The organism is Acidicapsa dinghuensis (assembly GCF_025685685.1).
GTDB classification, from domain to species: Bacteria; Acidobacteriota; Terriglobia; order Terriglobales; family Acidobacteriaceae; genus Acidicapsa; species Acidicapsa dinghuensis.
In genome coordinates, this window is the sequence record NZ_JAGSYH010000005.1 from 487,176 (window position 1) to 507,323 (window position 20,148).

Sequence of the window (20,148 nt, forward strand, 5' to 3'; positions counted from 1 at the left end):
CTATGGAACGTGGAGCAATCCGCCTTGTCTTTGCAACGCTTCCTGATATGCCTTGCTGGCCTCAGCATCCTCTTGTGCAAAGTCCGTTTTGACAGCCTTCTGCGTAGCAATGGTGTCCGGGATGTCCGTAGAAGGCTCATGGCGAAGAATCCAGCCTCCATGGTTCGTAGCGATCATTGCCGATGTCCAGCCTTCGCGCGTTTTGCGATCAGTGAAGACACCTCCGGCTTGTGAGTATGCAGTAATCTGATCGACGGTACTCTCAGCAGCAGCAATTTCAGATGTCATGCCACTGCTTGAGACGCGTGTGGTGAATCGTCCGCCGGCCTCGGAGAATGCCTTGATTGTTTCCGGATCGTCGTACGCTGCATAAATTTCCGCGGTAAGACCTGCCTTATCTTCTTGCTCGGTAAAGTGACCGCCGGCATGGGCAAAAGCACGAATGGCAGCTGGGCCATTTTCGATCACACTCATGGCTGCGGTGTTGCCAAGCGAATTCTGGTGATCCGCAAATCGTCCGCCTGCAGCGTAAAAAGCTTCGATGGCCGCCGCTCCTCGCTGCTTTCCGTCGATGAACATGTCGCCGAGTCGAAAATGAAGTTCTTGCATTCCGGGGCCAAGATCGTCAGGCCGCATGGCAACGATCAAAGCGGCTGTGTCGCCAACGTGATTCTGCTGCTCGGTAAAATGGCCGCCAGCCTCCGCAAAGGCAGCAATTGCATCGGCTCCGCTGTAGGCTGCAGCCATGGCCGCGGTATAGCCCTGTTTGTTTTGCCAATCGGTGAAGTGGCCGCCAGCCCGCGCGAAAGCCTCGATCGCTTCGGCGCCTGACGAAGCAGCGATGATTGCAGAGGTCAGATCTTGCACATTAGGTGTGTCTGTAAATCTGCCACCTTGGTGTACGAAGGCTTCGATCCCCGGAGCGCCGATCCTGGTGGCTTCATATTCGTCTTTGGGGAGATCGAAAATGAGTCCGCCCTGGCGCTTCAAGGCTGCCCGATAGGCGATCAGCACTCCAGCACTGTTCAGCTCCTCCCGCCTCGCCATATCTCCGGCGGTTAGTCCCTGGGGTGTCAGACGATTGGTGAATTTGCCACCGTATTCTGAGAAAGCTTCAACGACTTTGGCCCCGTGCAATATTGCCGTGGCTTCTGCGGTGAGGCCTTTCCTGTTGGGTCGATCATCGAACTTGCAACCGGCTTTCGCGAAGGATTCAACTGCCGCAGGACTTCGAAGGGCGCTGTATTCGTCATCCGTGCTGATGTATTCAAGGCCTCCCTGTCTTTCTACCGCCGAGTCATAGGCCTGGAGCACGCTGGCGCCTTTGCGAGCAGCCAATTGTGCTGCGGATTCTCCGAGAGAATTATTCGAAGTAAATACGTGACCAGCAGCCGCGAAAGCCTGAATGGCAGTTGCCCCTCCATTAACTGCCATAAGTTCCTGTATGTTGCTAATCGAAGAACGCAGGTCAACGTCTGGGCCGATCGCCCTACGGAATGCGCAAAGCGACGCTGGGTTCTGCATGAGCAGGACGATCGTGTTCGTACTGACCCTGCCATCCTGAAGGGCGAACCGGCCGCCGGCTTCAGCGAAAGCATCAATCGCTTTCGCACGCTCCCGGTAATACTGCGCGGCACCCGGGTCAGGATGTGGTTTCACCTGCAAGACATAGTCCGCCGCATTGTGTCCTGAACTATCTTTTTCCTCGGTGAACGTTCCGCCGGCCTTGCGGAATGCAGCAATGACCTCGGGTGAGCTCGCCGCGGCCAGCATGGCCGCGGTCTGTCCACCGCTGTTTTTCTGGCCAATGAATCTTCCGCCCGTTCTGGCGAACGCCTCGATCCCTGAAACGCCTCCTTCGACGGCTTTCAATTCTGCGGGATCACTGGGGGACTGTGAATGACCTCCAAGCGAAGCAAGAGAAAGGACTGTAATAAAGGACACCTTGTGAATAAGGTATTTCAACGCATGGGATGGGTCACAATTAGGAACGGCGTCAGACCGCCCTTGCCCTCCAGTCCGGCTTCGACACAGCAGTGCTACCCATGAAGCAACTACCTTGCGCATGAAAGCCATTGTCGCTCATTTGGCGGGTGGCCCAGATTTCATGTTTCCTTCACCACCGAGGGTGCCTCAGGTCTCGCCTTTGAGACCTGGGTTTCGAGGATGCTTCGTTCTCTGCGCATGGCTGTCCACCAGGATTCTATCTCTACGATCCCATCGTTTCCGGTGCGGTAATGCAGGAAGCTGGACCATTGCCAGTCTTCGGTTTTGACATCAGGCCGCGAGTGACTGGATTTTAGACCTGTCCCGCCCACTCATCGCGATGAAACCGCGATGAATGGGGCACAGCTGCGTTGGTGGGACGCGGAAGCAGAGAGGTGGATGACTGGGCCACTTGCGTGGGATAAAAGCAAATTCCCCAAAGGGGAATGACAGATAGAAGGGCAAAAGCAAAGACAAAAGCAAATGCAGATGCAACTGCGAAGACAGAAGCAGATCCCCTTCGGGGATGACAAACAAAAAGGCAAAGACAAGGGCAAAAACAAAGACAAGAGCAACTGCAGATGCAACTACAAAGACAAAAGCAGGTCCTTCGCTCTGCTCAGGAGGACAACGTGGCTGGGACCCAATGCACCGGCGGGGGTTAGTTTTCGGAGTCTAGGCGTTCGAGGCGGCGTTGTTCGGATAGTAGGGACATGCTGGTCATTAAGTTTTGGACGCTGACCATGCCTACTATGTTTTCGCCTTCGGCTACGGGGATGAGACTTAGTCCGCGGCCGGCGTTGATGCGGCGGATGATGGCTCCGAGGGTGTCGTCTGGGCGGGCTACCTGGAAGGTGCGCGACATAACTCCCTGGATGTAGCCGTTGCCTTCGATGCGGAGCTGTTCGACGATGCGCTGGCGGTTGACGATGCCTACGACTTGCCGGTTGCGGACTACGGGGAAGTCTTCCTGGAGCGAGTGGACGCAGCGGTGGAGGGCGTCGGCGAGGGTGTCGCTGGGTGAGAGGGTGGCGTAGTCGGTGAGCATGACTTCGCGCATCTGGACGGTATCGACGACGGATTGGAAGAAGACGCCCTGATCTTCGATTTGCGCGCCGATGAAGATAAAGAATCCGGCGGCGGGCAGGATGGGGTCGTGGAGGAAGAATCCGCAGAAGATGGCGGCGAGAGCGACGAGCTGGCCGAGGCCGGAGAGAGCGCGGCTGGCCGCGGAGGGCGAGTGAGCGCGTGTCCAGTTATTGCGCAGTAGGCGGCCGGCATCGAGCGGATAGGCGGGGAGCAGGTGGAGCAGGCCGAGCGCGGCCTGGAGCCAGATGAGGCTGCGGACGAGAGTGGTGGGTGAGACAAGAGGCGGGGTGAGGAGCGGGAAACTGCCGGAGGCTCCCATGGCGCCTGCGGCGAGGATTGCGGCAGTGGAGATGTTGGCGATGGGGCCTGCGGCGGCGAGTGCGTATTGTGCGCTGCCGGAGCTGGAGCGCTCCTGGCTTTCAGGGTTGGCGTAGGCGAAGAGGCCGCCGATGGGCAGGATGAGGATGGTGCGGAGCCGAAGACCGAGCCAGCCGGCGACGAGGAGGCGTCCGATTTCTCGGACGACGACGGCGGCGAAGACGAGCACCCAGAGGGCGAGTCCCGCGGTGGAACTGACGCCTGCGGCGTTGGCGACGAGCATGAAGACGACGGCCAGCATCACGAAGAAGGTGTGGATGCGGATTTCGACACCCATCCAGCGGCCTAACGGGATTGACCAGCCTCGCATATGAGAATGATTGTATCGGGGTGAGGCGAGTGTGGTTGTGGCTATTGATACGAGGCTGCTGAGAAGCGGATCCCCTTCCGGGATGATAGACGGGAAAACCAAGACAGGAGCTGGCGGGGAATGCGGGTGATTGGGGGGAAATTCCGGTCGCGGGTGCTGGCTGCTCAGGCGGGAATGGATACACGGCCGACGAGTGACCGGCTGCGAGAGACGCTGTTTAACGTGCTGACGCAGGGGGCGGTGGATCGTGTGGATGGCGGAGTGTTTCTGGATCTGTATGCGGGTTCGGGGGCGGTGGGGATTGAGGCGCTGAGCCGGGGCGCGGCGAGTGTGACGTTTGTGGAGCAAGGGGCGGCGGCGCTGCGGGTGGTGGAGAAGAATCTGGCGGGGCTGGGATTGGATGCTCGCTCGCGGCGAGAGGGTATTCGCATAGAGAAGGCTGCGGTGCTGCGGTTCCTGCGCGGCGGGTTGGAGCGTGGCGGGGTTGGACCGTTTGGGGTGATGTTTCTCGATCCGCCGTATGATGCGGCTGCCGAGTATGCCGCTGTGCTGGAATTGCTGGGCGGTGATGGGCGCGAACTGCTGGTCGAGGGAGCGCTGGTAGTGGCGGAGCATCGCGGAAAGGATGATCCGGGCGAGAGCTTTGGGGCATTGCGGCGCGTGCGTTTGCTGAAGCAGGGAGATGCTGCGTTGAGTTTCTACGAAGTAAGTGGATGAGAAGGCGGTTGGATGTGGCATTCTTTTCCCTATCAGCCGAAATGAGCTTTTGCTGCCGGTTTTGAGGGCAAGCGTCACGTACGACGTTTCGGATGATTTGTCGTATTGCTGACAGGCACGCCCCGCACGATCTATCCCAGATTTCCATCGAGGCTCTATGCGCCGATTGCTTTGCTCTGCCGTTGTTTTCGTCTTTGCTGTATTCACGGTTGCTTCTGTTGCGCAGAAGCGCGCTATCACTGAGAAAGATCTATTCAGCTTCAAGTGGATTGGCGATACGCAGATGTCGCCGGATGGTTCGACGGTGGCGTATGTGCTGGCGACGGTTGCGGCTGATCGCAGCGGGTATGAGACGCGGATTTGTTTGCTGGACCTGACGAAGCAGGGTGCTGAGCCTGTGGAGCTGACGAGCGGGCCGCATGATACTTCTCCGCGATGGTCGCCGGATGGGAAGCAGTTGGTGTTTGTGCGCAGTGCGGAGAAGGAAGGGAAGCCTGCGCCGCCGCAGTTGTATCTGCAGCCGATGGAGAAAGGCGCAGCGGATACGAATCCGGTGCGGCTGACGGATTTGCCGAAGGGGGTTTCGAATCCTTCGTGGTCGCCGGATGGCAAGGCGATCGTGGTTGTGTCGTCGACGCCGAAGGATCAGGAAGAGGCGAAGCTGGAGGCGGCGAAGAAGGCGCGGGCGACGGGCGACGATGCGCATGTGTCGGATGTGCGGATTATTACTCGCAATAACTACAGGCTGAATGGCGCGGGGTATACGGATGCTTCGGTTGCGCCGCAGTTGTATCTCGTTCATTTGCTCAAGGCGGATGGGACGCAGGATGCTCCGTGGCAGCTGACGGGCGGGCGGTTTGGGGTTGAGGAGTATCAATGGTCGCCTAAGTCGGATTGGATTTTTTATACGTCTGTGCAGGAAGAAGAGCCTTACTACGATGCGGAGGATCACAACACGCTGTATGCGATTGAGGCTCCGACGGGTGCAGAGCATCCGAAGGGACTGGCGGATACGAAGTTTGCGGATGATCTGAAGATCAGTGCGCGCGGGATTGCGATTTCGCATGACGGAAAGCGAATTGCTTTTCATGCGCAGGAGCATCCTGCAAAGCCGGTGAGCCATAAGCAGACAGATCTGTGGGTGATGGATCTGAAGTGGGATGGAGGGAAGCCGAGTGCAGGGGGCGAGCCCAAGAATCTTACGAGCAAGCTGAGCTATGAAATGGGCGGCACGGTTGGTGGAGATAATGTTGCGCCGCGCGGAGCGGGACGTGCTGCGCTGAGCTGGAGCCCGGATGATTCGTCGCTGACGGATGTGGTGGCGAAGCGGGGGAGCGCGCTGCTGGTGACGGTGGATGCGGCTTCTGGCGAAGTGGGCGAACTGACGCAGGAGAAGCAGGCGGTGCTTGGGTTCACCGAGGCGGCGGATGGGTCGAGGCTGGTGGCGCTGATTTCGAATCCGATCATGATTGGAGAGCTGTATTCAATTACGGGGACCAAGGCGCAGACGCAGTTGACGCACGTGAACGATGCGTTGTTCAGTCAACTCGATCTGAAGATGCCGGAAGATCTGCAGGTGGTGCCGACGTCGCATCCGGAGGATATCAAGGGCGAGACGATCGATACGTTTGTGCAGTTGCCGCCTGATTTTCAGGATGGGACGAAGTATCCGATGATCCTGAACATTCATGGTGGACCGCACTCGGCGTATGGGTGGGTCTTCGATCACGAGATGCTCTGGATGGCGGCTCGCGGGTATGTGGTGGTGTATCCGAATCCGCGCGGATCGACGAGCTATGGCGAGAACTTCGCGAACATCATTCAGGACAACTATCCCAACGATGATTTTCACGACCTGATGGACTCGGTGGACGCGGTGGAGAAGAAGGGATGGGTTGATCCGGAGCGTGAGGGCGTGACGGGCGGCAGTGGCGGCGGATTGATGACGGACTGGACGGTGACACAGACGAACCGGTTCAAAGCAGCGGTGGCGCAGCGCGACATTGTGGACTGGGCGGGGTGGTGGTACACGGCGGATATCGGGGAGTTCCGGCAGTACTGGATGAAGCCTGCGCCGTTCGACAATCTGCAGGCGTATCACGACCGCTCGCCGCTGACATATGTGAACAACATCAAGACGCCGATGATGTTCATTCTGGGGGATGCGGACTATCGCACGCCACCGACTTCGGGTGGGGAGATTTTCTTCCGCGCGCTGAAGTACAAGAAGATTCCTACGGTGATGGTGCGGTTTCCGCGGGAGAGCCATGAGCTTTCGCGATCGGGAGAGCCGTGGCATCGCGTGGAGCGGCTGGAGAACATCATGAACTGGATGGATAAGTTTCTGATGAATGAGTGCGAGCCGCAGTATGATGTGGCGCCGGTGAAGGATGTGGGGTGCAAGGTACATCCATAGATTCACCGGCGCATGGTGGTCATGGAAAAACGGGAGTGGGCTGATTGCTGAGCTGCTTGTTCTCGAGGTTGTGAATGTGGACAAATCCCCAGATGGAAACGCCCGCAACTGCCGCTATTCCGCCGATCATGAATATCTTCTGTCCGGTGGTGAAGCCTGTGCGGAGATAGGCAACATCCGAATAGTAAATCTCGGTGGTCTGCGGGTCGTTGTGCAGTTGCAGCGTGAAGGATCGATCTCCGATGGTGATGATTCTGCCAAAGAGATCGACGCCGTTATTCTCTTGTACGGCGATCCAGTTGCCCTCGCCGCGTTTGAGGATGCGCTTGTGGACGGTTACAGGATCGAGAGGCTTGGGTGAAGCGATGGAACTGGTTGGAGTGATGAACAACACGGTGAGTGTGGCGGCAACCAAGGAACGCAGAATGCTTGTGTGGATCTGCATAGTCCATCCTTTGCAGAGCACTTAAGGTGCGTGCTCTGCAAAGCGAAGACGCGAGTACCCAAAAATAGACTCGGTTGCAGACAAACATCAGGAAACTGTCACGATTGCGACAGGTATGCGGCTTCGATTGACAAGCACTACAGAATTGTTTAGTTCATCACACTGGATTTGGTTTTCAGGTATTTGTCGAAGGGGATTTCGAAGTAAAAGAGCTCTTTGCCATCGGCGTCTTTGATGGTGTGCAGGTTGAGGATGCCGCCTTTGAGCGGGTGCTCGAGTCCGCTGAGGTCGTAGAAGAGGAAGCCGGCCTGCGTGGTGTGCGGCTCGACGACCAGGGCTTGAAACTCGAGGGCATCGAAGTCCTGCTCGATCTCTTTATTGCTGGCCTTGGGCTTTAGATGGATCGAGGGAATGGGTCCGGGCATGGGGATCTTGGAGCCTTCGCGTTCTTTGCGGGACATGAGGCGCTCGACGTCTTCGGGCTCGGCGGCCTGGATGCGGTCTCCGTTGGCGGTGACGAAGATGATGCGGGCATCGCGCAGGGAGATGGGGCGGTCGGAGTTGTTGGTCACGATAAGACGGATGGGCAGAACGCCGTGGGAGATGTAGTCGACGCGGAAGAGCTCCATCTTCTCTTTGGTGTCGTAGGGCTCGGCGGCGATGGCGACCTTTTCGTCTTTGTGGACCTCGACGGCGGCGAAGTCAGTGGCGGGCTGTACGCGCGGCGGGTTGTGATCGCTGGCAATGGCCGGTGGCGAGAGCAAGGCGGTGAGTAGTGCAAATCCGGCAACCTGCCTGAGGAACGGTCTGGCGTAGCTGGCGGCGAAAGCGGCAATCCCAGTCTTAAACATGAGAGTCCTCGCGGGGATGCGGGTTGATGCGCTGGTACTCAACGTTATGATTGCAGAGGTTAGACAGCGGACTCAGCGAATCCGTCACGCATGATTTTATTTCTTTACAACGCAGCTCTCATGCTGGTGCTTCTGGTTAGCGCTCCGTGGTGGATATGGCGGCTGCTGACGATGGAGAAGTATCGCGAGGGGTTGCCGGAGCGGCTGGGGCGGGTGCGGGAGCTGAAGGGGCGCAATGGACGTCCGGTGATCTGGGTGCATGCTGTCTCGGTGGGTGAGGTGCTGGCCGTGAGCCGGCTGGTGAAGGCGCTGGACGCGGAGTTTCCGGAATACTTTGTCGTGGTTTCGACGACGACGCGGACGGGGCAAGCGGTGGCTCGGGAGCGTTTCGGGAGTGACCGGGTTTTTTATTCTCCGCTGGATGTGCCATGGGCTGTGCGGGCGCACTTGGATGCTTTGAAGCCGCGGATGCTGGTGTTGGCGGAGAGTGAGTTCTGGCCCAATCTGCTGTTTGGATGCTTTCGGCGCGGGATTCCGGTAGCGGTGGTGAATGCGCGGGTTTCGGACCGGTCATGGCCACGGTATAGGCGTTTGCGGGCGCTTTGGCGTCTTATTTTGAAACGGCTGAGCCTGGTGCTTGCGCAATCGGAACTGGATGCCGAGAGGCTTCGTCAATTGGGTTGCGAAGACGTGCGAGTGGCGGGCAATCTCAAGTTTGACGTGCGTTCGGGCGCGGACTCTGCAGCGGTGAAGCTGATAGAAGAACTTCGCAGGGATCTGCGTCTGGTGGTGGCTGGGAGCACGCTGGAGGGCGAAGAAGCGGCGCTGCTGGAAGCGTGGCCGGAGATGCTGAGTGCCGATCCAAAGCTGGCGATGGTGATTGCGCCGCGGCATCCGGAACGATTTGGGGCTGTAGCGGAGTTGCTGGAGCGATCAGGCGTGCCCTGGCGGCGGCGGTCGGCGATGGGTGAGGCGATGCTTCAGCCGGGTGAAGTGGTGCTGCTGGATTCGATGGGAGAGCTGGCGACGGTGTATTCGATGGCGGCGGTGGCGTTTGTGGGAGGCAGCCTTGTGCCGGCGGGTGGGCATAATCCTCTGGAGCCTGCGCAGTTTGGCGTGCCTGTGGTGATGGGGGATCATTACGCGAATTTTGTCTCCATTGTGGGCTGGATGGCGGACAAAAAAGCGATTGCTATTGTTCATTCACCTGCATTGGGAATGGAAATGGCTGCGCTGCTTTCGGATGGTCAGGCTGCTGCGGAGATGGGTGAGCGAGGACGCCAGTTTTTTGAGGAGCAGGCTGGAGCGACTGCGCGGACGGTGGCCGCGCTGCGTGATGTGTTGGAGGCGCATCGATGAGACGGCCATGGGCTATGCCGCTCGTACCGTTGTACGGGGCGGGGCTAGCGTTGCGTGGTCTGAGCTGGAGCACTGGGCTGGCTCCAGTGCGGAAGCTGGCGTGGCCGGTGGTGAGTGTTGGGAACCTGTCGGCGGGAGGGACGGGCAAGACACCGTTTACGGTTGCGCTGGTGAGGCTGTTGCAGGAGCGGGGAATTGCCGTGGATGTGCTCTCGCGCGGATATGGGCGGAAAGGCGATGTTACGGAGCGTGTACCTCGGCATGGAAGCGCGGAGCAATTTGGCGATGAGCCGCTGTTGATTGCGCGTACGACCGAGGCTCCAGTGTATGTGGGGGCTAGCCGGTGGCAGGCTGGACGGCTGGCGGAGCGGGAGGCGAAAGGCAAGACGGGTGTACATCTGCTGGATGATGGTTTCCAGCATCGTGGATTGGCGCGGCAGGTGGATATTGTGCTGGTGAATTTGGAGGATCTTCGCGATTTTCTGCTGCCTGCGGGAAATCTGCGGGAGCCGTTTTCCGCACTGGCACGAGCACATGTTCTGGCGGTTCCGGCGCAGGATGATGAAGCAGTGCAACTGCTTGAGTCGCGCGGATTTGGCACGGCACGGGGGCAGAAAATCTGGAGATTTCGACGGGAGATGGTTCTACCGCCGATGCCGGAGTCGCTTGTTGCGTTGCCGTGGGTGGCCTTTTGCGGTATAGGGCGGCCGGAGCAGTTCTTTGCCGGACTGATGGCGGCAGGGTTGAAGCTCGCTGAGACACGGGTTTTTGCCGATCATCATCCGTACACGTTTGGGGATATCGAATCGCTGCGACGAAGGGCCGGCACTACGGGGGCGGGTGCGCTGATTACGACGGCGAAGGATCTGTACCGGATGGGCGATCTGAGTCTTGGATCGGAGGAAGCAGTACCGATTCTGGCTGCGGATTTGAAGATTGTGATCGAAGACCAGAGTGCGGCGATGAGCTGGCTTCTCAGTGAGTTGGGACATCAGAGCACCTGAATCGAACGCCAAATCAGCCCTCGTATGGAAATCCCAAGAGACGGCTGCATCGCGTAGGACGACTGAGGGCCGAGGAGTTGCGGAGCAAGCGGTGTGAGAAAATTGGAGCTTGCGCGGACAGGTTCCATTTCGTCTTTTGGTGGTCAGGCTGGGGGCGATGGGCGATATTCTGCATGCTTTGCCGGCCGTGACGGCGCTGCGCCGGGCGCATCCGGGATGGCAGATCGATTGGGCTGTTGAGCCGCAGTGGATGCCATTGCTGGCAGTCGAGGGACCTGCTTCGAGCACGGAATTGCCGAGGAGCGCGAGCCGTCCGCTGGTGGACAAGCTGTTTGTGGTTCCAGCCAAGCAGTGGAGCCGGCAACCGCTGAGCCGGCAGACTTTGCGTGACATTCTGACGTTGCGACGGCAATTGCGCGAGGGTGGGTATGATGCCGTCATCGATATGCAGGGCTCGGTGCGCTCGGGGATCGTTGCGCGGTTTACGGGATGTCGCCGGATCATTGGCGAGGAGACTCCGCGCGAGCCGATTGCGAAGTGGCTTTTCAGCGAGCGAGTGGCGACCTGCGGCGTTCACGTCATTGAGCAGGATATAGAGCTGGCGGCGGCGGTAGCGGGCGATGAATTGATGTATGCTCCTGCGGTGTTGCCCTATGATGAAGCGGCTGAAGAATGGTGCGATGTTCTTGAGGGTGAGATGTTTGGCACGGCGAGGTCTCCGGTTTTGTTGATTCACCCTGGCGCTGGATGGGGAGCCAAGCGCTGGCCGGTCGACCGATATGGAGTTGTGGCGGAAGAGTTTGCGCAGCGGGGTGGAGTGTCGCTGGTGAGCGCGGGACCTGGCGAGGAAGAGTTGGCGAATGGCGTGGTTGAAGCTGCCCATGGATTTGCAACGATGGTGCGGTGTTCGATTGCGGAGTTGATTGCATTGACCCGGAGGGTATCGGTTGTGGTTGGCGGCGATACAGGGCCACTGCATCTGGCGTGTGCGTTGGAGCGGCCGGTGGTGGGGATTTATGGACCAACGGAGCCGAACCGCAATGGGCCGTTTGGAACGAAGTTTATTGTGTTAAGAAATCCTGAGAGCAGACGAGATCACACGCGGCGCGAGGAGCCGGAGGCTGGTTTGCTGACGATTATGCCTAAGGCGGTGATGACTGCGGTGATGGAATTGCTGCTGCACGAACGAACGGTACATGAGAGCGAGCCGGAGCAGACGGGTGGACAAGTGCTGATGATCGATCATGGGCAAGCACGGCAGGGGCAAGCGCGGCAGAGCCAAACACGACAGGACAAAACACGGTCGGCGGACGAAGCGAGGTTTTCTTGATCGGCGATGATCAGCCATCGGTGATGGCGCGGTTTCTGTCAGGCTGGCAACGAATTGCCAGGCGGATTCGCGTGCCTCTTGGTTTTGTTGCGGGGGCCGTTTACCTCTGGGAATTGATCAAGCACCGGCCCCAGGGAGCAGCGGTGGCATGGAGCCTGCTGCTGGTGATTCCGGGATTGGCGTTGCGCGGATATGCGTCAGGGTATGTGAAGAAGAACAGCGAACTGACGATTACCGGGCCGTATGCGTATGTGCGTAATCCGCTGTATCTGGGATCGATACTGATTGCGGCGGGCTTTGCCGTTGCTCTGATGAGCTGGGCGTTTGCGGGAGTGCTGGTTGCGTTTTTCCTGTTGATTTATGTGCCGGTTATCGCTTCGGAAGAGACATTTTTGCGGGATACGTTTCTTGAATACGAGTGGTATTGCGCGCGAGTGCCGAGGCTTTTTCCGCGTCTGACGCCGGTGCGGTCTCCGGATGGCAATCGAGGGCAGGATGGGAAATTTTCGCTGGCGCTTTACCGGAAACATCGCGAGTACAATGCTTTGCTAGGGGCCGCGTTGCTGTACCTGAGCCTGGGGCTCGCCATCTGGTTACACGCGACGCATGGAAGGTAGTTGCAATTGCCGGTCGTTATTCTCTTTCCTCCAGACCGTTCATTGCGACCAGATACGTCTAAAGAACGGGCCGAGTTGACTGCCTGATAGGTGGCGGCGAGCCTGGAACCGTATGGTGCGTGCACCGCTACGGGAATGTAAGAACTGCATTTTCAATAATTTTTTGATGGAGCTAGCCCCTACGGTGCAGCGGCATTCTTTTTCTTTGATTCTTCTGACATGCTTCGTGGCAATGACAGCGACCCATTTGCGGGCGCAGCAGACTCCTGCGCCTGCGATGGGGGTTGCGACGGTCGCGCCTTTGCCTGCGCCTCGGGCTGGTTATTCGTTCCCTGCAAAGCAGACGTATACGTACGCGGTGGACTGGAGGGTATTTCCGGCGGCGACGGCTACGGTGCATCTGGAAGCCGATGGTGAAAAAGAACATCTGACCGCAACGGGAGATACGACCGGAGCGATCAACCTGATTTACCGGGTGAGCGATAAATTTCAGTCGACGTTCGATCGCGACAGGGGATGCACGGCGGAGTTCGATAAGCAGACGATCGAGGGGCGGCGCCAGATCAATTCAACGCTGAAGATGGATTACACGGACGGGAAGTCTGTGTTGGATGAGAAGAACCTGACGACTGGGCAGACGAAGCATCTGGAGGCGGGAATTCCGAATTGCGTGACGGATCTGCTGACGGGGGTTTTCTATGCTTCTTCACAACCGATGACGGTGGGCCAGAGCTTCCAGATTCCGGTTTCCGATCCGCTGAAAACGGTGATAGTGACGATGAAGGTGGAGGGGCGGGAAGAGCTGAAGCTGCCCTCCGGGACGTACAAGACAGTGCGCGTGGAGCCGACGGCGGATGCCGGTGTGGTGAAGAACCGGGGGCAGATCTGGATCTGGTACACAGATGATGATCGGCACCTGCCGGTGCAGATGCGGGCTCGGTCATTCTGGGGGACGATCACGTTCCGGCTGGCGACCTTAGAGAACAAATGACTCAGACAGCGGATAGAAATCAAAAGCTCACCTCAGGGGCTAAAGCCCAATGACGGCTTTGCCTTTGTGCCGGGGATAAATCCCCGGCCTACGTTTTAGAGGGATCTATCGCTATGGAGGGATTCATCGGCGTCCTCAACTTCGTCCTCTATTGCATGCGGTAACGCTCGCGCATTAGGCGCTGCAGGCGTGGCCAGAAGATTAGGTCGAAGGCTAGAGCTTTGTCCGGGAACATGGCTAGCGCGGCCCGGCGGGCGTCGGCGCACATCTCTGAGGCTTGCTCGACGGGCAGTGAGACATCCTGCTGAATGACCTGCATGACCATGTTCATCATGAATTGCAGGCGGCGGATGCGCCGGGCTTCTTCGAGCTTCTCTTCGGGAGTCTGGATGGGATCTTCGACCGATGCCTCGATGAGTCGCGTGTCGTTCTCGCTGTGAGTACGAGCCGGGGAAACGGGATAATCCATGGACGAGGAGGCCTCCGGAGTGGTGCGGATGCTTGCCTGTTGGGTTGCATCGTACACCCGCTTATGTTTCCAGTTCCATCTCCGAAGGGGCAGGGTGCCGAGGGGTGCAACAGGTTTCGAGCCAGGCTTATTTTTCAGATGCGCCGAGGCAGCCAGGGTCTGGGGTGACGGTCTGGCCGTCGAGAAGGAGGCATGCAGCTCCGCCGGTGTCGGTACGCAGTGTGCGAACGTGCGCGGCTTGCAGCTCTTCCAGGATTTCGAAACGTGGATGGCCGAAGCGGTTGTGCCGTCCGCAGGAGATGACGGCCCATTGCGGTGAGACTGCGGAGAGGAATTCGGGGCGAGTAGAGGTTACGCTGCCGTGATGGCCGACTTTGAGGACGGTGCTGTGGAGGCTGGTGTCGAGCGGAGATGAGACCTGGCTAGTTGCTGGGATAGCTTTCGAGTGGGCGAGGATGGTGTGTTCTTCGGGTGCTTCGGCGTCGCCTGCGAGCAGGACAGAAGTGGTTCGATAGCTGGCCTGGAGGACGAGCGAATCGTTGTTGGCGGGTTGTGGGCCGGGACGGTAGTTGAGTTCGGGAGCAAGGACGCGGATGGTTGCGTCGCCGAGGGGCATGGTGTCACCTGTGTGCAGGGAGTGGATTTGTACGCCGAGTGTGGTGGCTTGCTGCAACAGGGATTCGTAGGCGGCAACCGGAGGATTGTTGCCTACCCATAATTCTCTGGGATGGAAATTGCGCAGGATGGCTGGAAGGCCGCCCATGTGGTCATGGTGAGCGTGGGTGAGAGCTACGGCGTCGAGATGGCGGATGCCGCGCGACCAGAGAGCCGCGGAGACAACTTCTTCGCCAACGTCGAATTCTGTGTGATTTGCCTGATGGGCAGATACAAATGGCAGGCCGAGGCCGCCGCCGTCGACGAGCAATGTTTTGCCATCGGGTGAAATGAGAAGGAGTGAGTCACCCTGGCCGACGTCAATGGCTTCAAAGAGCATGACGTTTGCGGGGTGGTCGATGGCGCGAGGCCATAGGGCCAGAAGAGACATGGCGAGCATTGCGACGAAGGCGAGCTTGCGTTGCATGAATGGCTTGAGTTGTTTCGCATGGGCGAGCTGCAATGCTGCGATGAAGCAAACAAATGCGACGGCGGTTTGCCAGAAGGATGGCTGGGGAATACGGAGATCGCCGAGCGTGAAGCTGCCGAAGATGTGGACGAGCCAGAGGCTGAAGTGCAGTAGTGCCAGACAGAGCGTAGCTGGTATTGCGGCGAGGATCGATACAGACGCAGGAAGTGCAAGGAGCAAGAGCAGCGTGAGCATCGCGCCGGGGACAATCACGGTGAGAAGCGGGAGGATCAGGAGATTGACCGGCAGAGCGAAGGCAGTGATGCGGTGGAAGTAGATGGCCATTGGCAGGGCGAGTGCGAGTTCTACGGTAAGAGTGACGAAGAGTAGCTCACCTAAGCGGCATAGGACGCGGATGATGAGAGGAAACAACTTCCACGCGAAGTGGTGGCTTGTGGCGTGTTCGAGATGATGAGCGATGAGGCGGAATGTTACGCGAAATTGAGCGATGCGCGGCGGAAGCCTGGAGTCGATGGAAATCAGCGTGAGATCGCGGGTGGCGCGGGACCAGACGTGGAGTGTGTTTTCGAGAAGCGGCATGGCGATGCCGGCGATTGCGGCTACGGCGATGAAGGTCATCTGGAAGCTGGCGTCGAAGATAGTGCGCGGGCTGACTGCGGAGACGCAGAGCGCGGCGAATCCGATGACGTTGAGCGGGCTGCGGCTGCGATAGAGCAGGCGGCCGATCAGGTAGAGGGCGATCATCCAGAAGGAGCGCTGCGCGGGGATGGCGAAGCCCGTGAAGAGCGCGTAGGCGAGAGTGATGGCGAGCGTGACGGCTGTTGCGGCGAGACGCGGGATGCGGAGCCGTTGCGCGAGTGAGAGCACCAGTCCTGCGAGGATGGCGAGATGCAGGCCGGAGACGACGATGAGATGAAAGGAGCCTGTGCGCTCGAAGCCGGCGCGCAGGCTGTGGGTGAGGAAGGAGCGGTCACCGGTAAGCATGGCGGTGAGCATGGCTGCGTCTTCAGGAGTGGCGCGCAACGGAGGCGATAGATTGCGGGTGAGGAACGGCAGCGTTTCGAGCTGTGCGCTTGCTGTGGTGCGCATGCGGTTGAGCCAGCATGGCGGTGAGTTGATTGCAGGTGCGCCGGTCAAGACCAGACGAGGTTCGCCGTTGTCCTGCTGGGTGGCGACGAGGGTTGCCGTGGCGGAGATTTGTTCGGAGGCGAGGTAGTTGGGAAGGCTCCAGACGCCCGGGTCATGGAAGGTGTCTGGTGGCAGCATGCGCAGGACGGCGCGGATGTGTTGACCGCATTGGAGGCTATCCAATGGCTGGCTGGACGATGGATGGGGCGTGGCAGGCCAGTGGATGGTGATGCGGACTCTGGCGGAGGGCGTTTCCGCGATAGTCTGCATTGCGTCTGTTGTATCGGAGATGGCTTCTACCGAAGAGATTGCGAGGTCAACTTGCTGCGTGCGTTGGCTGTTGCTCGCTGGCTCGGAAGTGGAGTCCGAATCTTGCAGCGATGGGTCAATGATTGATGGATCGATGCGATTGTTGCGTATAGGTTCGGCGTTGACTATGGAGCCCTCAACCGTGCGCAGAAGACCGTCGGAGTACGAGAGGATAACGGGGTTTGCGGCTGGCTCGGGCTCGGTTTCGGCAGACCACAGGCCGAGAACGAACCACAACGCCGCGATGGGTAGCCAGACGATGCGGGGGGCTTTGGAGATGGAGATGGCTGCGGCTGCGACGATGGGTGCGAGACTGGCAAGAAGCAATCCGGGGCGGAAGTAGTGGAGATGAGCCAGTACGATTCCGGCCATGTACAGCAGCGCGGCGTAGAAAAGAGGGACGAAGAGTGCAGGGTTGAGGATGTACTTTGACCGGCGCTGGCGGCGTATAGCCGGAAGTGTTGGTTCGGGGACGGAGAGCGGCGCGAGGGTGATAGCAGCGGCCTGGGCTGTCGTTGTGGCGGATGGGAGCAAACTTCTCCTCATAGACGCAAGTTTTCAGAGCACGCATTGGAAAGATGCTCAGAGGTTGCGTTCGAATGGATCTGAGGAAAGTGAAGCGAAATTTATGCGCCCATCTGTATTTGATCTGTGAGTGATTTTGGGAATGACTTGGGCTTTGCTGACACTGTATCAGGCCAGGCTTCAGATCCTGCGCAGGCGGACTACAGTTTCGAGATGAAAGGTCTGTGGGAACATGTCGGCGAGGTGGATGGCTTCGATGCGGTAGCGCTCGCGGGTGAGTGCGTGGAGGTCGCGCGCCAGGGTTGCGGGATCGCAGGAGACGTAGACGAGTTGAGGCGCACCGATGGCGTTGAGCAGATGGGCGACTTCATCGCCGAGGCCGGCACGCGGTGGGTCGAGGACGATGACATCGGGGCGCGGCTCGCGCTGTTCGCGATTGCGGCGGAGGTAGTCGAGGGTGGTGAGTGCGCTTGCGTGGCTGTTGGCGCCTGCGAGGTTATGCTGCAATGCGGCGGTCGAGGCCGGTGCGGATTCGACTGCGTGAACCATATTGAAGGTTTGCGTCAGACGGCGCGCGAAGAGGCCAACTCCGGCGTAGAGATCCCATGCGAGTGAGCCGGTGAGGCCATCGGTGACGAGGGTTGTGAAGCGATCGAGGAGATGGCGATTGATCTGGAAGAAAGCTCCGCCGTCGACGCGGTATTCATGGCCTGCGACTGCGTAAGTGAGAGATTGTGCGTCTGTACGTTCGAGTTTTGGGCGTGAAGAGCCTGCCACAGGTACGAAACGGAGGCTGCGCAGGATGGGCTCGCCCTGGACGCGAAAGAATGTGACGAGCATTTCGGAGTTGTCGTGGTTGATGAATAGCTCGACTTCGGTCAGGTCATTTTCCGTCAGGTCGTTGCGAGGGTCGTTGGAATCGATAACGGAGGCCAGGTCAAGGGCGCATTCGACGAGGATGGGTGCGGCAATGGGGCATTCGTCGATGGGCACGAGATCGTGGGAGCGACGGCTGCGATAGCCGACCTGTGTGCGGCCTTGCGCGTCGTGGGTCGAGTCTCGGATGAAGGCAAGGCGAATGCGGTTGCGATAGCGCCAGGATTGCTCTTCGGAGCCTACGAGCGTATGAATCTCCGCAGGTGACGGAACTTTGGCGCGGTCGAGTGTTTCGCGCAGGATGCTGCGCTTGATGGCGAGTTGTGTGGAATAGTTGGCATGCTGATATTGGCATCCTCCGCAGATGCCGAAATGAGGGCAGCGCGGCTCGATGCGATTGGGTGAAGCGCTGAGAATGGTTTCGATTTCTGCGCGGGCGAAGGCGCGCTTGTCTTCGAGGATGCGGGCTTCTACGGTTTCGCCGGGAAGTGTGAGGGGAACGAAGACTTTTTTGCCTGCGGATTTGCCATCGGTCTGCTGACTGTCGAGACGGGCGAGACAGTCGCCACCGTAGACCGATTTTTCTGTATGGAGTTTCATCTGCGTCTTACGATATCTGGCTCACGAGGCCTGGCTCATATAGAACAGGCTAAGCCGCGGCAGGCTGTAGTGTTCGAGCAGGCGCTTGTGGACGAACTGCTGCTCGACCTGGCGGAGTTGCACGGCGCTCATGCGGCTGCGATAGGCGGCGAGGTCGCGGGCTGCTTCGGTCTTGAAGCGTAGCAGGAGGTCTTCGGGAGCGTGCGTGGTGAGTGTGGCGAAGAGCTTATCTTCCAGCATTGCGAGCTCGCGCTCCAGATCTTCAAGGCTGACGGTTGCTTTTGTGGAGATTTCGTGGGAAAGCGCGTCGAGTTTTGCGGATATTGATTGCGTGATTTCTGGGGCGACTGCTGCGTTTTTCAGTGTATGGGCTGAGGCATTTAGATGCTGCGCGATTCGCTGGTGTTCGAAACCAGCATCAGTGGGCCGTTTTTCTGGAGCAACGCCGGTAGCTGCATCGACCATCTCTCCGGCGGCTTCGAGGACGGCCTGTGCGCACCAGGCGAGGCCGTTGACGCGGCGCATGCGGGCTTTTTGCTGGCGCGCGTCGTATTTGTCAAAGGCGTTGTCGATGCCGCGCAGGACGGCTTCGAGTGGGATGCCGGATTCGCGCCATGTTTCGATGAGCGCCCAGTCGAGCGTGGAGAGCAGCAGCAGGCTGCCGCGGCGGCGCTGGAAGTGCTCTTCGATTTCGGTGAAGTAATTGAAGTAGTTCTGCACGGTACTGCTATAGATTCGTGCAAGAGACGGGGTGGCGTCGAGTTGTGGGCCTGTGGATTTGAGAGTTGCTCAGCGTCTTCTAGGACGCTGTGGTTTATCTGGCGCGGGCTGGTTGCGCTCGAAGACGAGACGCAGGCCGTCGAGCGTGAGCATGTCGTCGATGGTGGAGATGTAGCGTGAGTCTTCCGCGATCAGGTGTGCGAGGCCGCCTGTGGCGAGGATTTTGATGGAGGCTTCGGGAAGAGATGTATCGACCGCGAGGCCGCTGCGAGGGTCCTGCTGCATCTCGGCGATCATGCGCTCGAGGATGCCGTCGACCAGACCGATGTAGCCGTAATAGAGGCCGCTTTGTATGTGAGCGACGGTGTTGGTGCCGATGACCTTTGCGGGACGCCGGATATCGACGCGTCCGAGGCGCGCGGCTCGGCTGAAGAGAGCGTCTGCGCTGATACCGAGGCCGGGGGTGATGATGCCGCCGAGATATTCACCTTTGGCGGAGAGGACGTCGAAGGTGGTTGCGGTGCCGAAGTCTACGACGATGGACGGGCCGCCATATTTTTCAAAGGCTCCGATGCAGTTGACGAGACGATCGGCGCCTAGTTCGGAGGGATTATCTACCAGCACCGGCATGCCTGTCTTGATACCAGGCTCGACGAACAACGGTTTCAGGTGGAAATAGCGTTCGCATACCTGCAGCAGGGTGCTTTCGACCGGGGGAACTACGGACGAAATGATGATGTGGCGAACGCGCGAGGTTGCGAGGCCGTGCATCTCGAAGAGGTTGGTGAAGAGGACGCCGTATTCGTCGGCGGTTTGCGTGCGGTGTGTAGATACACGCCAGTGGCCAGCCAGGGTGTTTGAAGCTTTTGGGCCGTCGAGGTTGAAGAGGCCGAGGACGGTATTGGTATTTCCTACGTCGAGCGCTAGCAGCATACGAGGAACAG

Annotated in this window: 16 protein-coding genes; 7 read left to right on the forward strand and 9 right to left on the reverse strand. The window is 59.0% G+C overall.

The features are described from left to right. On the reverse strand, positions 1–1,872 hold the full coding sequence (locus OHL22_RS16845) for a hypothetical protein (RefSeq protein WP_263339884.1): 1,872 nt from the start codon (positions 1,870–1,872) through the stop codon (positions 1–3). A 775-nt stretch (positions 1,873–2,647) separates the two neighbouring features. Further along, complete coding sequence (locus OHL22_RS16850; protein ID WP_263339887.1) at positions 2,648–3,763, reverse strand: CBS domain-containing protein; 1,116 nt, start codon at positions 3,761–3,763, stop codon at positions 2,648–2,650. 120 nt (positions 3,764–3,883) lie between these two features. Here OHL22_RS16850 and rsmD point away from each other — a divergent pair, with 120 nt between their 5' ends. After that, positions 3,884–4,480, forward strand: coding sequence for a 16S rRNA (guanine(966)-N(2))-methyltransferase RsmD (rsmD, locus tag OHL22_RS16855; RefSeq protein WP_263339890.1), 597 nt, complete (start codon positions 3,884–3,886; stop codon positions 4,478–4,480). 157 nt (positions 4,481–4,637) lie between these two features. Next, positions 4,638–6,896, forward strand: a complete 2,259-nt coding sequence (locus tag OHL22_RS16860; protein ID WP_263339893.1) for a S9 family peptidase — start codon at positions 4,638–4,640, stop codon at positions 6,894–6,896. A gap of 19 nt (positions 6,897–6,915) precedes the next feature. Here the strand turns inward: OHL22_RS16860 and OHL22_RS16865 are convergent, their stop codons facing one another. Together OHL22_RS16865 and OHL22_RS16870 are read right to left on the reverse strand one after the other, a co-directional pair. Continuing rightward, complete coding sequence (locus OHL22_RS16865) at positions 6,916–7,341, reverse strand: hypothetical protein (RefSeq protein WP_263339896.1); 426 nt, start codon at positions 7,339–7,341, stop codon at positions 6,916–6,918. Between the two features lie 149 nt (positions 7,342–7,490). Next, positions 7,491–8,192 (reverse strand): hypothetical protein, encoded by a 702-nt coding sequence (locus OHL22_RS16870; protein WP_263339898.1) that lies wholly within the window; start codon positions 8,190–8,192, stop codon positions 7,491–7,493. Between the two features lie 90 nt (positions 8,193–8,282). Here OHL22_RS16870 and OHL22_RS16875 point away from each other — a divergent pair, with 90 nt between their 5' ends. The 5 genes from OHL22_RS16875 to OHL22_RS16895 all read left to right on the forward strand — a co-directional run bounded on the left by OHL22_RS16875 (position 8,283) and on the right by OHL22_RS16895 (position 13,493). Continuing rightward, positions 8,283–9,551 carry a 3-deoxy-D-manno-octulosonic acid transferase gene (locus OHL22_RS16875; protein ID WP_263339900.1) on the forward strand — a complete coding sequence of 423 codons (1,269 nt, stop codon included), beginning with the start codon at positions 8,283–8,285 and terminating at the stop codon, positions 9,549–9,551. Beyond that, positions 9,548–10,555: a tetraacyldisaccharide 4'-kinase gene (lpxK, locus tag OHL22_RS16880; protein ID WP_263339902.1), complete on the forward strand. Its 1,008-nt coding sequence runs from the start codon at positions 9,548–9,550 to the stop codon at positions 10,553–10,555. The genes OHL22_RS16875 and lpxK overlap by 4 nt, the downstream gene beginning before the upstream one ends. Positions 10,556–10,664: 109 nt before the next feature. Then, positions 10,665–11,885, forward strand: a complete 1,221-nt coding sequence (locus OHL22_RS16885; protein ID WP_263339905.1) for a glycosyltransferase family 9 protein — start codon at positions 10,665–10,667, stop codon at positions 11,883–11,885. After that, positions 11,882–12,502 (forward strand): methyltransferase family protein, encoded by a 621-nt coding sequence (locus OHL22_RS16890; protein ID WP_317890905.1) that lies wholly within the window; start codon positions 11,882–11,884, stop codon positions 12,500–12,502. Before OHL22_RS16885 ends, OHL22_RS16890 begins: the two co-directional genes overlap by 4 nt. A gap of 232 nt (positions 12,503–12,734) precedes the next feature. Beyond that, positions 12,735–13,493 (forward strand): DUF3108 domain-containing protein, encoded by a 759-nt coding sequence (locus OHL22_RS16895; protein ID WP_263339907.1) that lies wholly within the window; start codon positions 12,735–12,737, stop codon positions 13,491–13,493. Positions 13,494–13,641: 148 nt separating this feature from the next. Here the strand turns inward: OHL22_RS16895 and OHL22_RS16900 are convergent, their stop codons facing one another. The 5 genes from OHL22_RS16900 to OHL22_RS16920 form a co-directional block, all read right to left on the reverse strand. Then, positions 13,642–14,019 carry a hypothetical protein gene (locus OHL22_RS16900; protein WP_263339909.1) on the reverse strand — a complete coding sequence of 126 codons (378 nt, stop codon included), beginning with the start codon at positions 14,017–14,019 and terminating at the stop codon, positions 13,642–13,644. 70 nt (positions 14,020–14,089) lie between these two features. Next, on the reverse strand, positions 14,090–17,017 hold the full coding sequence (locus OHL22_RS16905; RefSeq protein ID WP_263339911.1) for a ComEC/Rec2 family competence protein: 2,928 nt from the start codon (positions 17,015–17,017) through the stop codon (positions 14,090–14,092). A 171-nt stretch (positions 17,018–17,188) separates the two neighbouring features. Beyond that, a complete protein-coding gene (locus OHL22_RS16910; RefSeq protein ID WP_263339913.1) occupies positions 17,189–18,484 on the reverse strand; it encodes a class I SAM-dependent RNA methyltransferase in 1,296 nt (431 codons plus the stop codon). A 21-nt stretch (positions 18,485–18,505) separates the two neighbouring features. Continuing rightward, positions 18,506–19,204 carry a hypothetical protein gene (locus OHL22_RS16915; RefSeq protein ID WP_263339915.1) on the reverse strand — a complete coding sequence of 233 codons (699 nt, stop codon included), beginning with the start codon at positions 19,202–19,204 and terminating at the stop codon, positions 18,506–18,508. A gap of 69 nt (positions 19,205–19,273) precedes the next feature. Further along, positions 19,274–20,137, reverse strand: coding sequence for a type III pantothenate kinase (locus tag OHL22_RS16920; protein WP_263339917.1), 864 nt, complete (start codon positions 20,135–20,137; stop codon positions 19,274–19,276). Positions 20,138–20,148 lie beyond the last annotated feature (11 nt).